Annotated in this window: 18 protein-coding genes; 10 read left to right on the top strand and 8 right to left on the bottom strand. The window is 26.6% G+C overall.

What is annotated here, in order from left to right:
• Nucleotides 1-9: 9 nt before the first annotated feature.
• Nucleotides 10-1,020: an HTH domain-containing protein gene (locus AS160_RS05225; protein WP_165145923.1), complete on the bottom strand. Its 1,011-nt coding sequence runs from the start codon at nucleotides 1,018-1,020 to the stop codon at nucleotides 10-12.
• A 113-nt stretch (nucleotides 1,021-1,133) separates the two neighbouring features.
• On the opposite strand from AS160_RS05225, the gene AS160_RS05220 reads away from it, so the two are divergent.
• The 7 genes from AS160_RS05220 to murC are packed head-to-tail and all read left to right on the top strand — an operon-like array spanning nucleotide 1,134 to nucleotide 9,605.
• A complete protein-coding gene (locus AS160_RS05220; RefSeq protein WP_165145920.1) occupies nucleotides 1,134-2,606 on the top strand; it encodes a UDP-N-acetylmuramoyl-L-alanyl-D-glutamate--2,6-diaminopimelate ligase in 1,473 nt (490 codons plus the stop codon).
• Nucleotides 2,603-3,844: a UDP-N-acetylmuramoyl-tripeptide--D-alanyl-D-alanine ligase gene (murF, locus tag AS160_RS05215; RefSeq protein ID WP_165145917.1), complete on the top strand. Its 1,242-nt coding sequence runs from the start codon at nucleotides 2,603-2,605 to the stop codon at nucleotides 3,842-3,844. Before AS160_RS05220 ends, murF begins: the two co-directional genes overlap by 4 nt.
• Before the next feature lies 1 nt (nucleotide 3,845).
• Nucleotides 3,846-4,793 carry a phospho-N-acetylmuramoyl-pentapeptide-transferase gene (gene mraY / locus AS160_RS05210; RefSeq protein ID WP_165145914.1) on the top strand — a complete coding sequence of 316 codons (948 nt, stop codon included), beginning with the start codon at nucleotides 3,846-3,848 and terminating at the stop codon, nucleotides 4,791-4,793.
• Entirely contained in the window at nucleotides 4,790-6,094 is a 1,305-nt protein-coding gene (gene murD, locus AS160_RS05205) for a UDP-N-acetylmuramoyl-L-alanine--D-glutamate ligase (protein WP_165145911.1), read from the top strand. The genes mraY and murD overlap by 4 nt, the downstream gene beginning before the upstream one ends.
• Entirely contained in the window at nucleotides 6,094-7,236 is a 1,143-nt protein-coding gene (locus tag AS160_RS05200; protein WP_165145908.1) for an FtsW/RodA/SpoVE family cell cycle protein, read from the top strand. The genes murD and AS160_RS05200 overlap by 1 nt, the downstream gene beginning before the upstream one ends.
• Complete coding sequence (locus tag AS160_RS05195) at nucleotides 7,226-8,260, top strand: UDP-N-acetylglucosamine--N-acetylmuramyl-(pentapeptide) pyrophosphoryl-undecaprenol N-acetylglucosamine transferase (RefSeq protein ID WP_165145905.1); 1,035 nt, start codon at nucleotides 7,226-7,228, stop codon at nucleotides 8,258-8,260. The genes AS160_RS05200 and AS160_RS05195 overlap by 11 nt, the downstream gene beginning before the upstream one ends.
• A gap of 1 nt (nucleotide 8,261) precedes the next feature.
• The gene (gene murC, locus AS160_RS05190; RefSeq protein ID WP_165145902.1) at nucleotides 8,262-9,605 is read left to right on the top strand and encodes a UDP-N-acetylmuramate--L-alanine ligase; all 1,344 of its coding nucleotides are present in this window, start codon (nucleotides 8,262-8,264) and stop codon (nucleotides 9,603-9,605) included.
• A 16-nt stretch (nucleotides 9,606-9,621) separates the two neighbouring features.
• On the opposite strand, the gene AS160_RS05185 is transcribed toward murC, so the two are convergent.
• Nucleotides 9,622-9,951, bottom strand: a complete 330-nt coding sequence (locus AS160_RS05185) for an STAS domain-containing protein (RefSeq protein ID WP_165145899.1) — start codon at nucleotides 9,949-9,951, stop codon at nucleotides 9,622-9,624.
• A 183-nt stretch (nucleotides 9,952-10,134) separates the two neighbouring features.
• Here AS160_RS05185 and AS160_RS05180 point away from each other — a divergent pair, with 183 nt between their 5' ends.
• The 3 genes from AS160_RS05180 to AS160_RS05170 are packed head-to-tail and all read left to right on the top strand — an operon-like array spanning nucleotide 10,135 to nucleotide 12,485.
• Nucleotides 10,135-10,869 carry a flagellar hook-basal body protein gene (locus AS160_RS05180; protein WP_165145896.1) on the top strand — a complete coding sequence of 245 codons (735 nt, stop codon included), beginning with the start codon at nucleotides 10,135-10,137 and terminating at the stop codon, nucleotides 10,867-10,869.
• A gap of 23 nt (nucleotides 10,870-10,892) precedes the next feature.
• Nucleotides 10,893-11,678 carry a flagellar basal-body rod protein FlgG gene (flgG, locus tag AS160_RS05175; RefSeq protein ID WP_165145893.1) on the top strand — a complete coding sequence of 262 codons (786 nt, stop codon included), beginning with the start codon at nucleotides 10,893-10,895 and terminating at the stop codon, nucleotides 11,676-11,678.
• A gap of 15 nt (nucleotides 11,679-11,693) precedes the next feature.
• Complete coding sequence (locus AS160_RS05170; protein ID WP_165145890.1) at nucleotides 11,694-12,485, top strand: mechanosensitive ion channel family protein; 792 nt, start codon at nucleotides 11,694-11,696, stop codon at nucleotides 12,483-12,485.
• A gap of 11 nt (nucleotides 12,486-12,496) precedes the next feature.
• Here the strand turns inward: AS160_RS05170 and AS160_RS05165 are convergent, their stop codons facing one another.
• Genes AS160_RS05165 through thpR form a run of 6 tightly spaced genes read right to left on the bottom strand, consistent with a single transcriptional unit; the run spans nucleotide 12,497 to nucleotide 18,711 of the window.
• Nucleotides 12,497-13,498 (bottom strand): rod shape-determining protein, encoded by a 1,002-nt coding sequence (locus AS160_RS05165; RefSeq protein ID WP_165145887.1) that lies wholly within the window; start codon nucleotides 13,496-13,498, stop codon nucleotides 12,497-12,499.
• A 56-nt stretch (nucleotides 13,499-13,554) separates the two neighbouring features.
• The gene (locus AS160_RS05160) at nucleotides 13,555-14,952 is read right to left on the bottom strand and encodes a clostripain-related cysteine peptidase (protein WP_165145884.1); all 1,398 of its coding nucleotides are present in this window, start codon (nucleotides 14,950-14,952) and stop codon (nucleotides 13,555-13,557) included.
• Nucleotides 14,953-14,996: 44 nt separating this feature from the next.
• A complete protein-coding gene (gene rny, locus AS160_RS05155) occupies nucleotides 14,997-16,568 on the bottom strand; it encodes a ribonuclease Y (protein WP_165145881.1) in 1,572 nt (523 codons plus the stop codon).
• On the bottom strand, nucleotides 16,568-17,041 hold the full coding sequence (locus AS160_RS05150; RefSeq protein WP_165145878.1) for a regulatory protein RecX: 474 nt from the start codon (nucleotides 17,039-17,041) through the stop codon (nucleotides 16,568-16,570). The genes rny and AS160_RS05150 overlap by 1 nt, the downstream gene beginning before the upstream one ends.
• Entirely contained in the window at nucleotides 17,019-18,131 is a 1,113-nt protein-coding gene (recA, locus tag AS160_RS05145; RefSeq protein ID WP_165145875.1) for a recombinase RecA, read from the bottom strand. Before recA ends, AS160_RS05150 begins: the two co-directional genes overlap by 23 nt.
• Nucleotides 18,124-18,711, bottom strand: a complete 588-nt coding sequence (gene thpR, locus AS160_RS05140) for an RNA 2',3'-cyclic phosphodiesterase (protein WP_165145872.1) — start codon at nucleotides 18,709-18,711, stop codon at nucleotides 18,124-18,126. Before thpR ends, recA begins: the two co-directional genes overlap by 8 nt.

The following is an 18,711-nucleotide window of genomic DNA, read 5'->3' as shown; positions in this document are numbered from 1 at the left end:
CTTAGAATTTTATAAATTTTTAGATATTATTTTTGATAATCTAGATGTATATTCTTTTAAAACAGAATATATCCTCTTATAATCACTATATTTAAAAGTTATAATAGCAACCTTCCCTAACGGATTAGCATTATAACAATATGATGTTTCAAACATCGCAAAATTTTTTAATTCGCTTATTTCAAATTCATTCCCAATAGTTACTTTAATTTCCATATCAAATGGTTTCATAGAAAATAATTGAGCCTTTAATTTATCTTCCTCAACAATTTTTGATAGAAAAATTATTTCTTTTGTGTTAAAATATTCTGTAGATATAATTCTAGCAAGTCCATTAACAATAAATTTATTTCTAAAAAACTCCTCTACTAATAAAAAGACTAAATTATATAAATTTATTATTCTAACATCCTTTTCTCCTTCTATTGTTTTAGATTTTATAATATTTATTATCTCATGCATAGATTTTCCAACAAGACCTTCATTTAATATTTTTTCTAATTCTTTTACAGAAGGAAAACCAAATTTCTCCACTGTTCTAGTAATAGATAATCCCAAATTAGTCATTAATGTTATTTGATAAAAATCATTTGTTAAATCCGAAACTACAGCTCTCGTTATATATACATATTTTGAATCTGGTAATTCCAAAATAACTATTCCATTTGTCAATTCAGACAATACCTTGGAAAATCTGTCAAACATTAAATTTATATCATAAAATTTATATTCTTGAGGTAATTCAATATTTTTACTAGAAACTGAAAAACTTTCTTTAATAGCTTCAAAATAAAGTCTTAGCGCATTATCCGTAGGTATTCTACCAGCGCTAGAATGTGGTTGGAATATTAAATTTAAATGTTGCAATTTCTGCATATCATTTCTAATAGTTGCTGAACTAACATTTAAATTTGATTTTTTTAATATTTCCGATGAACTAATTGGTTTTTTTTCTTCAATAAAATTTTCTATAATAGCAAATAATACTCTCTTTTGTCTATTACTCAATTCTTTTGGCATTTTATCACTCCTTTTTTTCGAGTGCTAATTATATGATATCATAAAAAGAGGGTTGTAAAAAATTAATTATTAGTGTAAAATTAGTTAAGAAATGTTTCAAGGAGCGTGAGAATATGAATGGTCATGATATTATTAATATTTTAAGTGATATAATTATTGAGCATAACTTTCCATTGGATATGGAAATAAATCATATTACTAATAATACAAACAATATAAAACCAGGATCTGTTTTTGTTTGTATTAAAGGCAATAATTTTGATGGACATGATTTTATTAAAACAGCTATTGAATTCCACGCAAATCTAATAATATCAGAAAATGCTAAAAAAACACCTATTGATTATCCATATATTCTCGTTAGTGATACAAAAGAGGCATATGCATTGCTTAATTATGCATATTATAACATAAATTTTGAAGATTTTAATTTTATTGGGGTTACAGGAACAAACGGAAAAACAACAGTTATTTCACTAATCCATCATGTCTTAACCCAAACTCAAAATAGTTCTTTAATTAGCACTGTTGGAATTAAATTAAATGATGAATTATTATATGAACCATATAATACAACTCCAGGTGTTGATGAAATTGCAAAAATAATAAATCTTTCAAAAGAAAGATCTATTAAGAATATTTGTATAGAAGTTTCATCTCACGCTCTATCTCAAAAAAGAGTTTTTAAGATTCCTTTTAAAATAGCAATATTAACAAATATTACAAGAGACCATTTAGATTATCATTCAAGCTTTGAAGAATACAAGCAAACAAAATACTCATTATTCAAACAACTAGACGGCATTGGAATCATTAATTTAGACGCTATAAACCCAAATGAAGTTCCATATGATAATTTAATAACATACGGATTTGATACTAATTCAGATTATATAATAAAAGATGTTGAATATAACAACTCACAAATGAGTTTTACAATTGTTGAACCTGATGGTATTGAAAACAATATACATACTAACTTAATTGGCGAGTATAATGCACAAAATATTACAGCTGCATTTGTGGCTTTAATTAACTTAGGAATTGAAAGAGAAGAAATCAGGCATAATATTTCTACATTTACCGGAGTACCTGGAAGATTTCAATTAGTAGAAAATACAAAAGATATTGAGTATAAGGTATATATTGATTTTGCTCATACCCCTGATGCTTTAGAAAAAGTACTTAAAAGCGCCAGAAAAATCACAAAAGGTCGTGTTATATTAGTATTTGGAGCAGGAGGATCTGCTGATATTGGAAAAAGAAAAATTATGGGCGAAATTGCATCAAAATACAGCGATTTAATTATTATTACTGATGATGATCCAAAAGATGATGATCCAGATGAAATAATTGAACAAATATTAGAAGGAATTAATAAGGAGAAAACTTACATTGTCATTAGAAATAGAAAAACAGCTATAAAAGCCGCAATTAGCTTTGCTTCACGTGATGACATTATAATAATCGCAGGTAGAGGACATGAGAAATTCCAATTATATGAAAATGGAAGAAAAATTCCTTTTAATGATTATGAAGTTGCTTACGATATTGTTCAAAAGTTTAGAAAGGTGATGAAACGATGAAATATGAAATTGATTCACGTAAAATATCTGAAGGTGATATATTTATTGCAATAAAAGGAGAAAGAAATAATGGTCATGACTTTGTAAATGAAGCGTTTAAAAAAGGTGCTCAAAAGGCCATTGTTGAAGAACCTAGAGACTATATTAAGGAAGTTATTTTGGTAGATAATGTTATTAATTATATAAATGAAAAAGCTTCTCAAATAATTAAAAATTCAAAAATAAGAATAGGTATTACAGGATCAAACGGAAAAACTACTACAAAGTTTTTCCTTTTTCATTTATTATCATATGGATTTAATGTTTTTAAAACAGAAAAAAATTATAATACAGAAATAGGAATACCTATAAGCATTTTAAACAATTATAATAATCAGCCTGTTTCAATTTTAGAAATGGGTTTAAGAAAAGAAAATGATTTAGAATATCTTTCAAAATATTATAGTCCAAATATTTCAATAATATTAAATATCGGTACTTCTCATATTGAATTTTTTAAAACTAGAGAAAATATTGCAAAAGAAAAATTAAAAATAATTTCTCATTCAGAAAAACCCGGGCTGATATTCATTAATGGTGATGAACCGCTTTTAGATATAAATTATCCAAAAGATATAAAAGTTTACAAATTTGGAGAAAATAAAAATAATGATGGTTATTTAATTGATTATGAATATCTTAATGGAAATACTCGCGTATATTATAATATATACGGCGAATCGTTAATGCTTACTTTATCCGGTATATGGAATAAAGGTCAATTATTAGATGCTTTGGTTTCTTTAATGGTTTCATTATATTTCGAAATACCAATTGATCCATTCTATATTTCTAGTTTTAAATTACCGGAAAAAAGATTTGATTTTAAAAGATACAATAATTCCATTGTAATAAATGATGCATATAATGCCTCAAAAGAATCATTTTTTGCAGCTTTCGAAACATTTAAAAAAATGAATATATCTGAGAAAAAAGTACTCATAATGGGAGAAATGTTAGAACTAGGAGATAATAGTTATAATTATCATTTAGAAGTTCTAAAAAAAGCAAAAGAATTATTTGATGAAATATATTTTTACGATCCAGAAAATAAATATAATTTTGATGAAATTAATATTATTAAAACCAAAGACGATATTATTAAAGTTTTAAATTTACCATATTCTTTTATATATGTTAAAGGTTCAAATGGCACAAATTTATGGAAAATAGTTGAAGATACTATAAAAGGAGGATAAAATGATTTTTTTTATAATTTTAATTCTAATTATCGAATTCATATTATATCCAAAATATATCACTTGGGCAAGAAAAAAACAATTTGGACAATATATTAGACCTGAAGGTCCTGATTTACATGGTTATAAGCAAGGAACTCCAACTGCTGGTGGTATTATATTTATTCCAACTATTGTATTATTAAATACAGTAGTATTTTTATTTCTTAAAGATCCCATATTCTTATATATATCAATAGCTTCATTATTATTTGGAATTATAGGTTTTTTTGATGATTTCAGCTCTATATATAAAAAGGAAGCAATGGGATTAACACCTAAAGGAAAATTAATTTTACAAATTGCATTTTCAATATTATTGTATTTTATATTTTCAAAATATTTTTCACCAATTGATGTTTATATTCCATTTGTTCATATTCAATATAATTTAAATTCATACATATATTTTATTTTATACGTTTTTTTATTTACCGGATTTTCAAATGCAACAAATCTAACAGATGGTTTAGATGGTTTAGCTGGAGGCACATTTATTATATCTGCTATATTTACTATATTAATAAGCGTTCTATTATTTAATGCATCATTATATTTACTATTTACTATAGTACTTCCAATATCCATATTTTTAATTTTTAATGTAAAACCAGCAAAAGTTTTTATGGGTGATACCGGCTCTTTAGCATTAGGGGCTATACTTTCAGCTTTAGTTACTTATTACCATATTGAATTATTCTTAATCTTTACTGGATTTATATTTATTGTAGAAACATTAAGCGTAATAATTCAAGTATCTTCATTTAAATTAAGAGGAAAAAGAGTTTTTCTAATGTCACCTATTCATCATCACTTTGAATTAAAAAAATGGCCAGAAGAAAATATTACCTTTAGGTTTATTATAATAAATTTAATTTTATCTTTAATTGGACTTGGAGGATTAATATGAAAATATGTCTTGTTGGTTATGGTATTAGTAATGAAGAATTATTAAAAAACATTTTAATTAATGAAAATAATGAAATATGCATAAGCAATAATAAGCCTTTCTCCGATAAAGATAAACTTTTTTTTGAAAAAAATAATATATCATATGAAGAAAATCACGGCAATTTATTAAAATCATCAGATTTGGCAATAATAAGCCCTGGAATAAATCCTAAAAGTTTGCCTATTCAAATTATATTTGAAAATAATATACCTTATACAACTGAAATTGAATATGTTTGGAAAAAAATAAAGAAAGAAAATCCTAAATCTATTTTCATTGGTGTTACTGGTACTAATGGAAAATCAACTACAACTGAATTAATTGGACATATATTAAAAGGATCATATAATACATTTGTTGGTGGAAATTTAGGAACTCCTCTTTCAACTGCTGATTTTAATAATGAAATATATGTTGTTGAAGTATCTAGCTTTCAATTGTATTGGGGAAGAAATTTTACACCGGAATTTTCAGTTTTAATAAATCTAATGCCAGATCATTTAGATTGGCATTCTTCTTTAGAAGAATATTACAATACTAAACTTAACTTAATACTAAAAACAATTAAAAATAATGGTCTTGGATTTATTAATTCTAATCTTAAAACATATATTAATAATGTTAAGAATTTATTTTCCTTTGGGGAAAATGGAGATTATATATGGAAAAATAACATGATAAAAACAAAAAATAATATTAATATTAAAGTAAATAACGAGTCTTTAAAACTTGAGTTATATAGAGAAGATGTCTTAGCTGCTGTTGCGATTTCATTAAATCTTGATATTTCAAAAGAATTAATAGAAGAAAAATTAAATTCTTTTAAAACATTAGAACATAGATTAGAATTTGTTGGAGAATGTAACGGTATAAAATTTTATAATGATTCAAAGGCAACTAACGTACATTCTGCTTTTACTGCATATAAATCATTTAGAGGTAAAAATTATATTGCATTATTATCTGGACGACCAAAAAATGAAGATATGAAAGAATTTCTTTTAGAATTACAAAATAACGCAAAAAAGGTTATTGTATTTGGCGAAATGATTAATGAGATTAAAAAATATGATTTTTTTTCAAATTATATAGTAGTTGATGATTTAAAATCTGCTATTATGAAAGCTGTTTATTTGTCTGAAAATGATTATAATATTATTTTGTCACCTGCAGGTGCAAGCTATGACTTGTTTAAAAATTATAAGGAAAGAGGTAAGGCTTTTAAAGAAGAGGTATACAAATTAATGGAGATGATATAGTGAATAAAAAAATACTGAAAAGTAGAGCTTTATTATTTATACTAATGATTGGTATTGCCTTAACTCTAGGAACATTTTTTGTATATAGTTCTTTAAAAGCTATGGAATATTCGTTTTCTCAAGTAGAAATAGAGAGTAAATTTCAAAAACATATTATAACAATAGTGTTATCCTCATTTTTGGGTTTTATAGCTTTTATATTATCAAAATATGTTACAAAAGGAAAGTATATTATAAACTTTGTTTATTTAGTTATTCTTACACTATTAGTCGTTGCATTAACTCAAACTCCTATAAACGGTACAAAAAGATGGATTTCATTTTCAGGTTTTCAATTACAGCCATCGGAGTTTATGAAATTATTTTTACCATTATATCTTTCATGGTATTATTACAAGATTGGAAATAAGAAAAAATATTTTGCATATGGAATAATTGTTCCATTATTTATTATCGGATTAAGTGTCTCTTTAATATTTTTGGAACCTGATTTAAGTACTTCTCTTTTAATTTTTATTCTTGGTATATTTACTATATATATAAACGGAGTAAAAAATATACATTTTTATCTAACAATTATTCTTTTATTTGCTATTGGAATGTTTATTATTTTAAATACAGACGTTTTACATGGATATCAAAAATCTCGTTTAGAACAGTTTAAAAGCATTGAAAAAAATTATCAATTAAGTCAATCTTTAGATGCTATTACAAATGGAGGATTATTTGGTTCAGGTGCATTTGTTGGTGAAGAAAAATATACAGTTCCTTATTCATATAGTGATTTTATTATCGCTGTTATTGGAGAAGAATGGGGAAAATTAGGAATTATAATGATAATTACATTGTATTTCTTAATTTCTAGAGAACTTATATTAATATCACGATATATTAAAAATTCTGCAGGAAGAAACTATATGGTTATATTTGCTTTTTGGATTTTCTTTCAAAGTTTTATAAACGTAGGGGTATCTGTTGGAATGTTACCTACAACTGGTGTTACTTTACCGCTAATGAGTTATGGAAATTCTTCTTTAATGATAACCCTAGTTTCTATTGGATATATTATGGGCATGATATATTATGAAATAATAGACGAAAACAATACTGAAGATAAGGTGGAAATTATAAATGAAGTATAAAATTGTTGTTTCAGGCGGAGGTACAGGAGGTCATTATTATCCCGCATATTCTGTTATTAAAGAATTAGAAAAAAATATCGATTTTGATTTAACTTATTTTACTATATACAATAGATTAGATTATTTTAAGGTTCCTAAAGATTTTCCTAACGCAAAACACATACCTTTAAAGGTTAAGGGATTATTTAGACCTTTGTATTCACTGAAAAACATATCTGTTTTGGCAAATACTTTTTTAAATTATTTAAAAGTAAAAAAAATAATGAAAAAAATTAGACCTGATTTTGTTATTTTAACCGGTGGATATGTAACTGTTCCCGTTGGATTAGCTGCTAAAGACTTAAATATTCCAATTTTTATACTTGAACAAAATAAAATTATGGGAGTCGCAAATAAAGTATTAAGCAAATACGCAAAAAAAATATTTTTAACATATGAAAACACTATTGGAAACAAATTTCCTAAAAAGAGCGTTGTTAGCGGTAACCCTTTAAGAGTTCCCAGTATAATAGATAGAAAAAGTATATTAGAAAAATTAAATTTCAATGATAATCCACTAATAACAGTATTTGGTGGGAGTTTAGGTTCCAGTTTTATTGATAATTTAATGATTGAAGTATATAATAATATTAAACATATTAATTTTATTCATATTTCAAAGAATTTAATATCAAAATGGGAAAATGTTAGAACATTTGAATATTTAGATAATTTAACAGAGTATCTTGCTATTAGTGATATGACAATATCTCGTGGCGGAGCTACAAGTTTATCTGAGATTGACTTTTTTGAAATACCTGCTATAATTATACCGTGGGGTGAATCTGCAGAAAATCAACAAATTTTAAACGCAAAAGCACTTAATCGAGAAAATATACATATATTTACCGAAAATGAAATATCTTCACAAAGAATAATTGATATTATATATAATATGCAAAAAAAAGATAACTATTCAATTAAAAAAGAAAATCCAGCTAATTTAATTATAAGAAATATTTTAGACTCACTAGGAGGCGCCTAATATGAAATACTTTTTTTCTGGCATTGGTGGAATTGGCATGAGCTCCTTGGCATTATATACTAAATATAAGGGATATGATGTTGCTGGTTCTAATAATGTCGAAAGTGAAAGAACAAATTATTTAAAAAACAAAGGAATTAATATAAAAATTGGTCATGATAAAGATAATATAAATGACTCTGATTTAATTATAAAAAGTACTGCAATTAGAGATGATAACCCAGAAATATTATATGCAAAGGAATATAAAATACCTATAATGAATAGAATGGAATATTTAAATTATATTTTAAAAAATAGTTATAGTGTTGGAATTACAGGAACTGATGGTAAAACTACCACTACAGCTATGATTTCTCATATATTAAAAAAAGCAAAATGTGATCCTACAGTATTCCTAGGAGGAATTCACGATAGTTTAGAAGATGGTAATTTTAGAATGGGATCTGGTCCTATAATTAGCGAAGTCGATGAAAGTGATGGATTCATTAAAAATACAGTATCAGATGTATCTATCATTACCAATCTAAGACCTGATCATTTAGAACATTACAATAACTCATTTCAAAATTTAATTGATTCAATCTATAATTATGCATCTAAAGCGAAAGATTTTGTTCTATTAAATGGTGATGATTATATACTAAATGGTTTTTATGACAATATAATTATCAAATTTGGTTCAAATTCAAATTCTGATTACTATTTTACTAATAGAACACCCCATGGATATTATCAAACATTTGATGTAAATTATAAGGATAAATTAATAGGTAATATTAAATTAAATTTACCTGGAGTACATTATGCCTATGACGCAATTGCTGCTATTGCATACGCTTTAGAATCCGGAATATCCTTTGAAAAAATTAAACACGCATTTGAATCATTTAATTCTGTAAATAGACGTTTTAATGTTTTATTTAAAAATAGTCATATATTCGTTGTTGATGATTATGCTCATACACCAGAAGAAGTCGAATTAACTATTAATGCGGCTAAAGAATATTTCCCAAATTATCCTATCATAGCTATTTTTCAACCACATAGATATACTAGATTATATAGGCATTATATGCAATTTAGTGAAGTTTTAAAAAACGCAGATAAGGTTTTTATATACAGATTATATTCTGCCTTTGAAGAACCTATTGCTGGCATTGACGAGTTAAAGATGGCTAATTTAATTGAGAATTCTGAATATATTAACTCCGAAAATGATATGATTGATAGAGCTCTCGAAATTAATGAAGGGGTTTTCCTATTCTTAGGAGCTGGAGATATTACTAATGTAGCAAAAAAATTAAGTTTAATTTTTGAAAAAAAATATGAAAATATTATTTAAGCTCCCATCCGGGAGCTTAAATTTCTTCAATAGTATCAACAATTTTTACAATTTTATCAAGTTTTGTCATTTCAAAAATTTTTCTTACTTGTGGTTGAAGACCTACTAAAATTAATTCTTTCTTTAAATTTCTTGCCTCTTTTAATAAACTTACAACAGCACCTAATCCCGCACTATCTATGTATGAAACATAAGACATATCAATTACATATTTAGAATAATCTGCTGATGATAATTTTTCTTTTGATTTTTGTTTAAAAGTTGCTGAGTGATATGCATCGATTTCCCCATCAACTTTAATTAAATAATAATTTTCTTTCTCTGAAAAATCTACTGTAAAATCCATTATAACACCTCCATCATTAATTTTTTTTAATAATAACTTTTTTTAATTATAACATATTTTTTTTTCAAACTCAATTAAAGATACTTTCTCATATATATTATCGTTGTTTTTTTTAATTACTTTAAAAATTAGGATATTACTTTTTTGAAAAAGAAATATATTAATGAGTTAGGAGGCGATTATATGAATAGAGGATTATATATTTCAACTATGGGAATGTTAGCTAACATGGCCCAATTAGATAATATATCAAATAATCTTGCAAATGCTGATACAGTTGGTTATAAAAAAGATGAAGTGCTTTTTAAAGCATACCTTGAAAAGGAATTTAGAAATTATGATTCTAATGATTTAAAAAAAGGAAAACATCTTGGATATATGGAAACAGCTTTAATTGCTGATGAAACAAAACCCATTATATCACAAGGTCAAATTATTGAAACTAATAATCCCACTGATTTTGCAATTTTTGGAGACGGATTTTTTAAAGTTGAAAAAAATTCAGAGATTTATTATTCAAGAAATGGGGAATTCAAATTAAATCAAGATGGTTTTTTAGTAAATTCAGATGGTGATTATATTTTAGATACAAATAATCAACACATTCAAGTTCCTAACAATTTTACTGTTGATGAAGAAGGAAATATATATAATGGTAATCAATTAACTGGGCAAAAAATTGCAATTGTGAATTTAGAAAAACCTTCAAAATTTGGTATAAACCTTTTCACAGGTAATGAATTAGAATCAAAGAATTATAAATTGATTCAAGGTAGTGTTGAAAAATCTAATGTGGATACATTAAAAGAAATGGTAAACTTAATTAATGCAAATAGAGCATTTGAAATTATACAAAAATCTGTGCAAACACAAGATTCTATGACTGGTAAGATTGTTGAAACTGCTCAAAGAATTTAAATTTAATTCAAGGAGGAATTTATATGTTAGTATCTCTTTATTCTGCATCTACAGGGATGATCGCACAACAAAGAAGACTTGATACAATTTCCAATAACTTATCAAATGTTGACACAACTGGTTATAAAGCGCAAAGAGTTGAGTTTCAAGATCTATTATATACTCCTATAAAAGAAGCAGGTACTCCAGTTGCTCAAAATTCTGTTTTACCTACTGGAGATTATGTTGGACATGGTGTAAAAGTTGTTGCTACAAATAGAATATTTACACAAGGTAATATTGAGCAAACAGGAGGAACTTTTGATTTAGCAATTATGGGTGATGGATTTTTTCAAGTTCAATTACAAGATGGAAGAATTGCATATACTAGAGATGGTGCTTTTAAAGTGGATGGTGATGGTAGATTAGTTACATCTAACGGATTGCTTCTTGTTCCAAATATAACTTTACCAACAACTGCAGAAAGCGTTAATATATCTCCTGATGGTATAATAAGTGCAAAATTACCAGATGGAACTATTCAAAATGTTGGTAATTTGACATTAGTTAGATTTGTTAATCCCGCCGGATTAAAATCTATTGGAAACAATCTATTTTTATCAACTCCTGCATCCGGCGTCGCTACTGAAGGAATACCAAATCAAGATGGATTTGGTTCTATTGAACAAGGTTCTTTAGAAAAATCTAATGTTGATGTTGTAAAAGAAATGGTAAATATGATAGTCGCTCAAAGAACATATGATTTAAACTCTAAAGCTATACAAACTGCAGATGATTTCTTGAGAACAATTGGAACATTAAAAAGATAGTGGAGTGAATTTAATATGAATATAATTGTTGATTATTCCATTAGAATTGGTCTAAGTATAGTTGTTTTAATAGTCACAAAATTTGTTTCTAAGATTTTATATAATTCTGTTATTAAGGTTTCTGAAAAAACTGGAAAGGATTTAACGTATAAAAACACAATGAAAGTTTTGATTAATGTTGCATCATATACTATAGGTATCTTTGTAATTTTATCCCTTATCTTTAAAGATTTAATGCCAATGTTAACTGGTTTAGGAGTATCAGGTATTGTAATTGCTTTTGCAGTACAAGAACCATTATCTAATTTTATTTCTGGTATTTTATTAATGTTTTCCAAAGCTATTAAAGATAATGATGTTATAGAAGTAAATGGTGTATCTGGTGTTGTAAGTAGAATTGATTTAAATCATACAATAATTAAAACATTTGATGGAAAAGAAGTCAGAATTCCTAATAAAACAATGTGGGGAAGTACTATTACTAATTTTTGGCCATCTGATATTAGGAGAAGTGAAGTTAATATCGGAGTTTCATATAATACTAGTATAAACGACTTTTTAAATATTATAAGCGATTATTTGGAAAAAAACAATTTAATATATAAGGATGAAAATCATAATCCTGTAGTACTTTTTTCTGGTTTTGGCGCTTCATCTATAGATTTTTCTATAAAATTTTGGCTTAAAAGAGAGGATTATTTTGAAGGCACTAAAAAGATAGCTACCGAAATATTCGACTTATTAAAAGAAAAAGATATAGAAATACCTTTTACTCAAATAGATTTACATATAAAAAATGGTGGATAATCCACCATTTTTTATATTACAGCTACCTTTGATAATAATTGAGGGTTATCTAATAATATACCTGCACCTCGAGCAACACATAATTGAGGATTCTCAGCTATTGTAGTTTTTACACCAGTTTTTTCTTCAAATAACCTATCTAAACCTCTTAAATTAGAAGTTCCTCCTGCAAGGTATATTCCATTTTTTAATATATCTGCAGATAATTCAGGAGGTGTGTTTTCTAATACATATTTAGTTTTTAAAATTATTTCTTCTAACACTCCTTCTATAGCTTCGTGAATATCCTCAGAATTAATTACCCTTGAAGATGGCATCCCTGTTGCTATATCTTGACCTCTAACTTCTAATTCGAGATTCTCTATTTCTCTATGAGCTTTCCCTATTTCTCTTTTTAAATATTCTGCAGTTGCTTCACCAATTAAAAATTTATATTTTCTCTTAATATATTTTATTATTTCTTGATCCATAGATTCTCCAGCAAGTTTTATTGATTCAGAAATTACACTTCCACCTAAACTTATTACTGCAATATCTGTTGTTCCTCCACCTAAATCTACTATTAACTGTCCATTTGGTTTGGTTATATCCAATCCAATTCCTATAGCAGCAATAATAGGTTCTAATACCAAAAATGCCTTATTAGCCCCAACTTTTTCTGCTGCATCTTTAACTGCTCTTCTTTCTACATCCGTTGTTCTTGCTGGTATCCCAATAACTAAATTAGGTTTAGTTGGTAAAAATCCTGTTTTTGCTTGTTTTATAAAATATCTTAATAATTGTTCTATTATAGATGGATAAGCTATTACTCCATCTTTCATAGGATGAACAATTTCAATTCCATATGGAGTTTTACCAACCATACTTTTTGCTTCATTTCCAAAAGCTTCAATTTCATTTGTTAATCTATTAAGAGCTACTACTGATGGTTCATTAATGATTATCCCTTCATTTTTTTTGTATACTATAAATGTTGCTGTCCCTAAATCTATCCCTAAATCATGCTTTGCCATATTCATTTCCTCCTATATTTATACTGATATTATTATACAAGATTTTTATAAGTTTTTCAATTATTTCCAATAATTATATTTTTCCAAATATTTTCTATCCAATCTTGAAAATCATTATAAAAGGATAATGCTTTGTAATCAAGATAATTATTATTTGTATCTTTAAATATATCTTCAAACATAATGCCTATGCCGCTATAAGGATAATTAACTCCATCAATTCTAACAATAGCATTCACAATTGCTGGATTAATATAACTGCTTAAATATTCATTTGTATTTAAAACTAAGTCATTTACATCAATCATATCTGTTGGTTCAGATTCATATAATCTCCCATCATTCTTATATAACACATAATCTTCTTTTAAATCATTTATTTTTTCTATATTATTCCAATTAAATTCATTAAGTTTAAAACCAACTAATGTTAACCTATCTAAATAGGATATATTTGTATAATAATAATTATAAGCTTTAATGACATTATATACAAAAGATTCTACTAAATTATTTTCATTTAAATCATGAAAAAAATCATAATAAAAACCAAATCCTGCTACTGTGTAAACTGATCCTATAAAATAATCCACTAAATCTTTAAATTCATACATGATCTCTAAACTTGTCATATTACAAGCATCAAAGGCTAACACATCAATTTTAGTATTATATTTGTTATTATACGCATCAATAACATCTCTTATGTCTTTTATTTTTAAATAACTTTTATTTGTATCATCTTGAACAATGGCTTTAGTTGATAATAAGCCCTTCGATTCCCAAGCCCAACCATTTCCATGATCCCATATATCTAAAACTTTTATTGTATTTTTATTTTTCACAAACATCTTATCTAAAAATTCAAATAATGTATCAGTAGATGCTGAAGTTATTTCTAAATCGAAATTAAATTCATATGGTTTATATCTATATTCCATATATTTACCATTTAAATTAGCTATAAATATCAATTCATCATCTTTTGCTTTCCTATCTCCTAAAACTGTAACAAGAATATTTTGAGATGATTTTTGAATAGAATTTTTTATTTCTATTATATCTAAGTCAAAAAAATAATCATATTCATTAGTTAATGGATCATCAAACTTCTGATCTAATGAATTGTCAGCTCCTCCATATAGCAAAAAATGTATTTTTGGTTCTACCTTTCTTATTACATTAGTATAAGTTTTATTATTAAACTCTGTAATTTTTACTGTTATATCTGTATGAAATATATAATTTGTTTTTAATTGATATATTATATCTCCATTATATGAATAAACTAAATTATTTCCTTCATATATATCTACACTTATAACCGGCCTTTCAAATTCCAAAACTAAAGGCATACCTTCTATATATTCATATATTACTAAAGGACTTTGTTTTGAGATACATGAAGATAATATTGCTATTATTATTAGTAATAATATTAGTATTTTTCTCATATTCCACCTCATTATATAAATGGCGGCATTAAGCCGCCATTTTATTATGATGCGTAAGCAACACTTCTTTTTTCTCTAATAACTGTAACCTTAATAACACCTGGATATTCCATTTTTTCTTCTATTTGAACAGAAATATCCCTTGCTAACTTATCCGCTAATGCATCATCAATTTTATCAGGTTGTACTATAACTCTAATTTCTCTTCCAGCTTGAATAGCATATGCTTTATCTACATATCTGAAGCTTTTTGCTATTTCCTCTAATTGTTCAATTCTTCTAATATAATTTTCAATTGTTTCTCTTCTTGCGCCAGGTCTTGCAGCAGAAACAGCATCAGCAGCTCCAACAATAATAGCCTCTGGAGTCATTGGATCCACTTCATTATGATGATATTGAATAGCATTAACAACTTCTAATTTTTCATTATATCTTTTTGCTATTTGTCCTCCAACAACTGCATGAGATCCTTCAACTTCATGATCAATAGCTTTTCCTATATCATGTAATAATGCAGCCCTTTTAGCCAATTCAACATTTAATCCTAATTCAGCAGCCATTAAACCTGCAAAGTTCGCAACTTCAATTGAATGTTCTAATACATCTTGACCATAACTTGTTCTGAATTTTAATCTACCTAATAATTTTACTAATTCTGGATGCATTGGTTTTATACCAACTCTCATAACAGCTTCTTTACCAGCTTCTTTAATAATATCTTCTAATTCTTTCTTTGTTTTTTCATATACTTCTTCTATTCTTGCAGGATGTATTCTACCATCTGCAACTAATGCTTCTAATGTTCTTCTAGCTATTTCTCTTCTTAATGGATTAAATCCTGAAATAACTACAACTTCAGGTGTATCATCAATAATAAGATCACAACCTGTCATTTTTTCAAATGCTCTAATGTTCCTTCCTTCTCTACCAATAATTCTACCTTTCATATCATCTGTCGGTAATGCTACAGTAGATGTTGTAATTTCAGACGTAACATCTGATGCATATCTTTGAACTGCTATACTTACAACCCATTGTGCATGCTTTTTAGCTTCTTCTTCATACTCTTCTTTAATTGATTTGTATTTCTGAGCTAATTCTAATTCATATGTTTCTTTTGCTTCATTTAAAACTCTTTCTCTGGCTTCTTCCATTGTTAAGTTTGCAATTTGATATAATTTGTTTTCCAATTCTTCTCTTATATTTTGAATTTCTTCTTTTTCCTTATCTAATTTATCTTTTAATTCTTCTAAATTTTGCTCTTTTCTATCTAAAGTTTCTTCTCTTCTAATTAACCTTTCTTCCATTGATTTAAGTTCTTCTTTTTCTAACTTTAACTCTCTATTAAACTCTTCTTTCATCTTTTGAATTTCTTCTTTGCTTTCAATCAATGCTGATTTAATAATATTATCTGCTTCTTTTTCTGCATTTCTTATTATTTCATCTTTTTCCCTTTTTGCTATATCGATTTCCATTTTTAATTGATCTTTTTCAGATCTTAATTTCTCCAAAAATTCCTTATTGCCTTTTTCTAATCCTTTGTTTATACCTAGTTTATATAAAACACCGGATAATACTGCCAGTATTATAATAATTATAATATATGCTATCTCCATTAATATTCACCTCCAACTTCATTTAATACTTCTTCTATCATATAACCTTCAAAACCTTTTTTATACAAGTATTCTTTTATTTTGCGTTTATCATCATAATTTTCTTTTCTTTTAATTATTTCACGAATTATTTCTTTCAAATCAACTTCTTCCATTGCCTTCTCTAAACCCTTATAAGCTATATCTTCATTAATATGAAACTTATTAATTAATTCCAATTTTATTAATCTCGGTCCTTTTTTATTAAACGTCATCTTATCAAATGCATAAAAGTATGCAAATAATTCATCATCAATCATCTTAAATTCTTTTAATTTTACAATAACATTGTCAATGGTTTTTTCATCAAATCCTTTTTCTAAAAGCCTTTGTTTTAATTCATATTCTGAACGAGCTCTGAATTTCAAAAGGTTTAAAGCGCTTCTTTGTGCAGCGCTTTCATCAAAAGGATCAATTATCTTCTTTTTCTTCATTTTTTACTTCAGAATCTCCTTTGTTCTCTATTTTTTCTTTTAAGTCATCTGGTATTACTAAACCTAATTTTTCTCTAATTCTATATTCCATTTCATCTAACAAGTATGGATCTCCTTTTAAATAATCTAATGCTTTTATTTTACCTTGACCTAAGCTTATTTCATTCCCTTCTAAATCTGTATAAGAAAACCATGCTCCACTTCTTTTAACTATATCTTCTGCAACAGCTAAATTAAATATATCATTATCTTTAGCTAAACCTTGCCCGTATATCATATCAACCTTAACTTCTTTAAATGGTGGAGCCACCTTATTTTTTACAACTTTAATATTTACCTCATTTCCATATGCATCTTTTCCTTCTCTTAAAGTTGTTCCTTTTCTAACTTCCATTCTAATTGTTGAGTAGAATTTTAATGCAACACCCCCTGCTGTTGTTTCAGGATTTCCGTAAACTACTCCTATTTTCATACGAGTTTGATTAATAAATATAACTATAGTCTTTGATTTGTTTACACTACCAGCTAATTTTCTCAATGCCTGAGACATTAATCTAGCTTGAAGACCCATATGCGAATCTCCCATACTTCCTTCAATCTCAGCACGAGGTACTAAAGCTGCAACAGAGTCAACTACAACAAGATCTACTATATTTGATCTAACAATACTATCAACTATTTCTAAAGCCTGTTCCCCGAAATCTGGTTGTGATAATATTAATGTATCAGGATTTACTCCTAATTTCTTTGCATATTCTAAATCCAAAGCATGTTCGGCATCAACAAATGCTGCAATTCCACCTCTTTTTTGCACTTCGGCTATAGAATGTAATGCCAAAGTTGTTTTACCACTAGATTCATTACCATATATTTCTATAATCCTTCCTCTTGGAAAACCACCAACACCAAGAGCTACATCAACTGATAAAACACCACTTGGAACTATATCCAATTTTCTTTCTTCTTCTAATCCTTTTCCTAAAATCATTATTGAACCTTCGCCATAATTTTTTTCTAATTCTTTAACTAATTTATCCAACATTTCTTCTTTATTTATGGCATCTTTTTTTACTGGTTGTTTTTTAGCCATTAATAATCATTCCTCCCTCAAAGTCTATAGAATACAGCTTTTTATATATAGGTCCCGTTCTTGTTAAAGTGGATGAATATATATGAACAGCATTTACAGGAACTATAACCTTTTCTACATCTAATACTTTTAATAATTTTTCCCAAAAATCAGGTACTTTTTTAATTCTACCAACAGTTAAATGCGGAGTAAAATCTTCATCTGCAACTTGTATATTCGATAATTTAAGTGATTTAATAATTTCATTATGTAGCTGCTTTAAAGTATTTCCACCTTCAACCCCTATCCAAACAACTCTCGGAATATTATTATTTTTAAAATAGCCTATTTTATCCACACTAAATGCAAATGTAGGAAACCCTACTATTCTTTCTTCCATTCTTTTAGCTATTTCTGTTATTTTAGTAACAGGTGTATCCCCCAAAAAATGTAATGTTAAATGAAGGTTTTCGGGCTTTGTCCAATTACCTTTAAAGCCCATTCTTTCTAGTTTTATTATTGTATCACTTAAAATTCTCTGAACACTTTCATTTACATCTAAAGCTATAAACGTTCGTAAGTGTTTATTTTTATTATTCAT

The sequence above is a fragment of the Marinitoga sp. 38H-ov genome (genome assembly GCF_011057715.1).
GTDB lineage: Bacteria > Thermotogota > Thermotogae > Petrotogales > Petrotogaceae > Marinitoga.
This window is presented reverse-complemented; position numbering and strand designations above follow the sequence as displayed.

Coding starts and splice junctions, on each gene's coding strand:
- AS160_RS05160 (WP_165145884.1), bottom strand. CDS start 14,952: ATGAGAAAAATACTAATATTATTACTAATAATAATAGCAATATTATCT.
- AS160_RS05150 (WP_165145878.1), bottom strand. CDS start 17,041: ATGAAGAAAAAGAAGATAATTGATCCTTTTGATGAAAGCGCTGCACAA.
- AS160_RS05225 (WP_165145923.1), bottom strand. CDS start 1,020: ATGCCAAAAGAATTGAGTAATAGACAAAAGAGAGTATTATTTGCTATT.
- murF (WP_165145917.1), top strand. CDS start 2,603: ATGAAATATGAAATTGATTCACGTAAAATATCTGAAGGTGATATATTT.
- recA (WP_165145875.1), bottom strand. CDS start 18,131: ATGGCTAAAAAACAACCAGTAAAAAAAGATGCCATAAATAAAGAAGAA.
- murD (WP_165145911.1), top strand. CDS start 4,790: ATGAAAATATGTCTTGTTGGTTATGGTATTAGTAATGAAGAATTATTA.
- AS160_RS05165 (WP_165145887.1), bottom strand. CDS start 13,498: ATGGCAAAGCATGATTTAGGGATAGATTTAGGGACAGCAACATTTATA.
- AS160_RS05195 (WP_165145905.1), top strand. CDS start 7,226: ATGAAGTATAAAATTGTTGTTTCAGGCGGAGGTACAGGAGGTCATTAT.
- AS160_RS05220 (WP_165145920.1), top strand. CDS start 1,134: ATGAATGGTCATGATATTATTAATATTTTAAGTGATATAATTATTGAG.
- rny (WP_165145881.1), bottom strand. CDS start 16,568: ATGGAGATAGCATATATTATAATTATTATAATACTGGCAGTATTATCC.
- flgG (WP_165145893.1), top strand. CDS start 10,893: ATGTTAGTATCTCTTTATTCTGCATCTACAGGGATGATCGCACAACAA.
- AS160_RS05170 (WP_165145890.1), top strand. CDS start 11,694: ATGAATATAATTGTTGATTATTCCATTAGAATTGGTCTAAGTATAGTT.
- mraY (WP_165145914.1), top strand. CDS start 3,846: ATGATTTTTTTTATAATTTTAATTCTAATTATCGAATTCATATTATAT.
- AS160_RS05185 (WP_165145899.1), bottom strand. CDS start 9,951: ATGGATTTTACAGTAGATTTTTCAGAGAAAGAAAATTATTATTTAATT.
- AS160_RS05180 (WP_165145896.1), top strand. CDS start 10,135: ATGAATAGAGGATTATATATTTCAACTATGGGAATGTTAGCTAACATG.
- murC (WP_165145902.1), top strand. CDS start 8,262: ATGAAATACTTTTTTTCTGGCATTGGTGGAATTGGCATGAGCTCCTTG.
- thpR (WP_165145872.1), bottom strand. CDS start 18,711: ATGAATAATAAAAATAAACACTTACGAACGTTTATAGCTTTAGATGTA.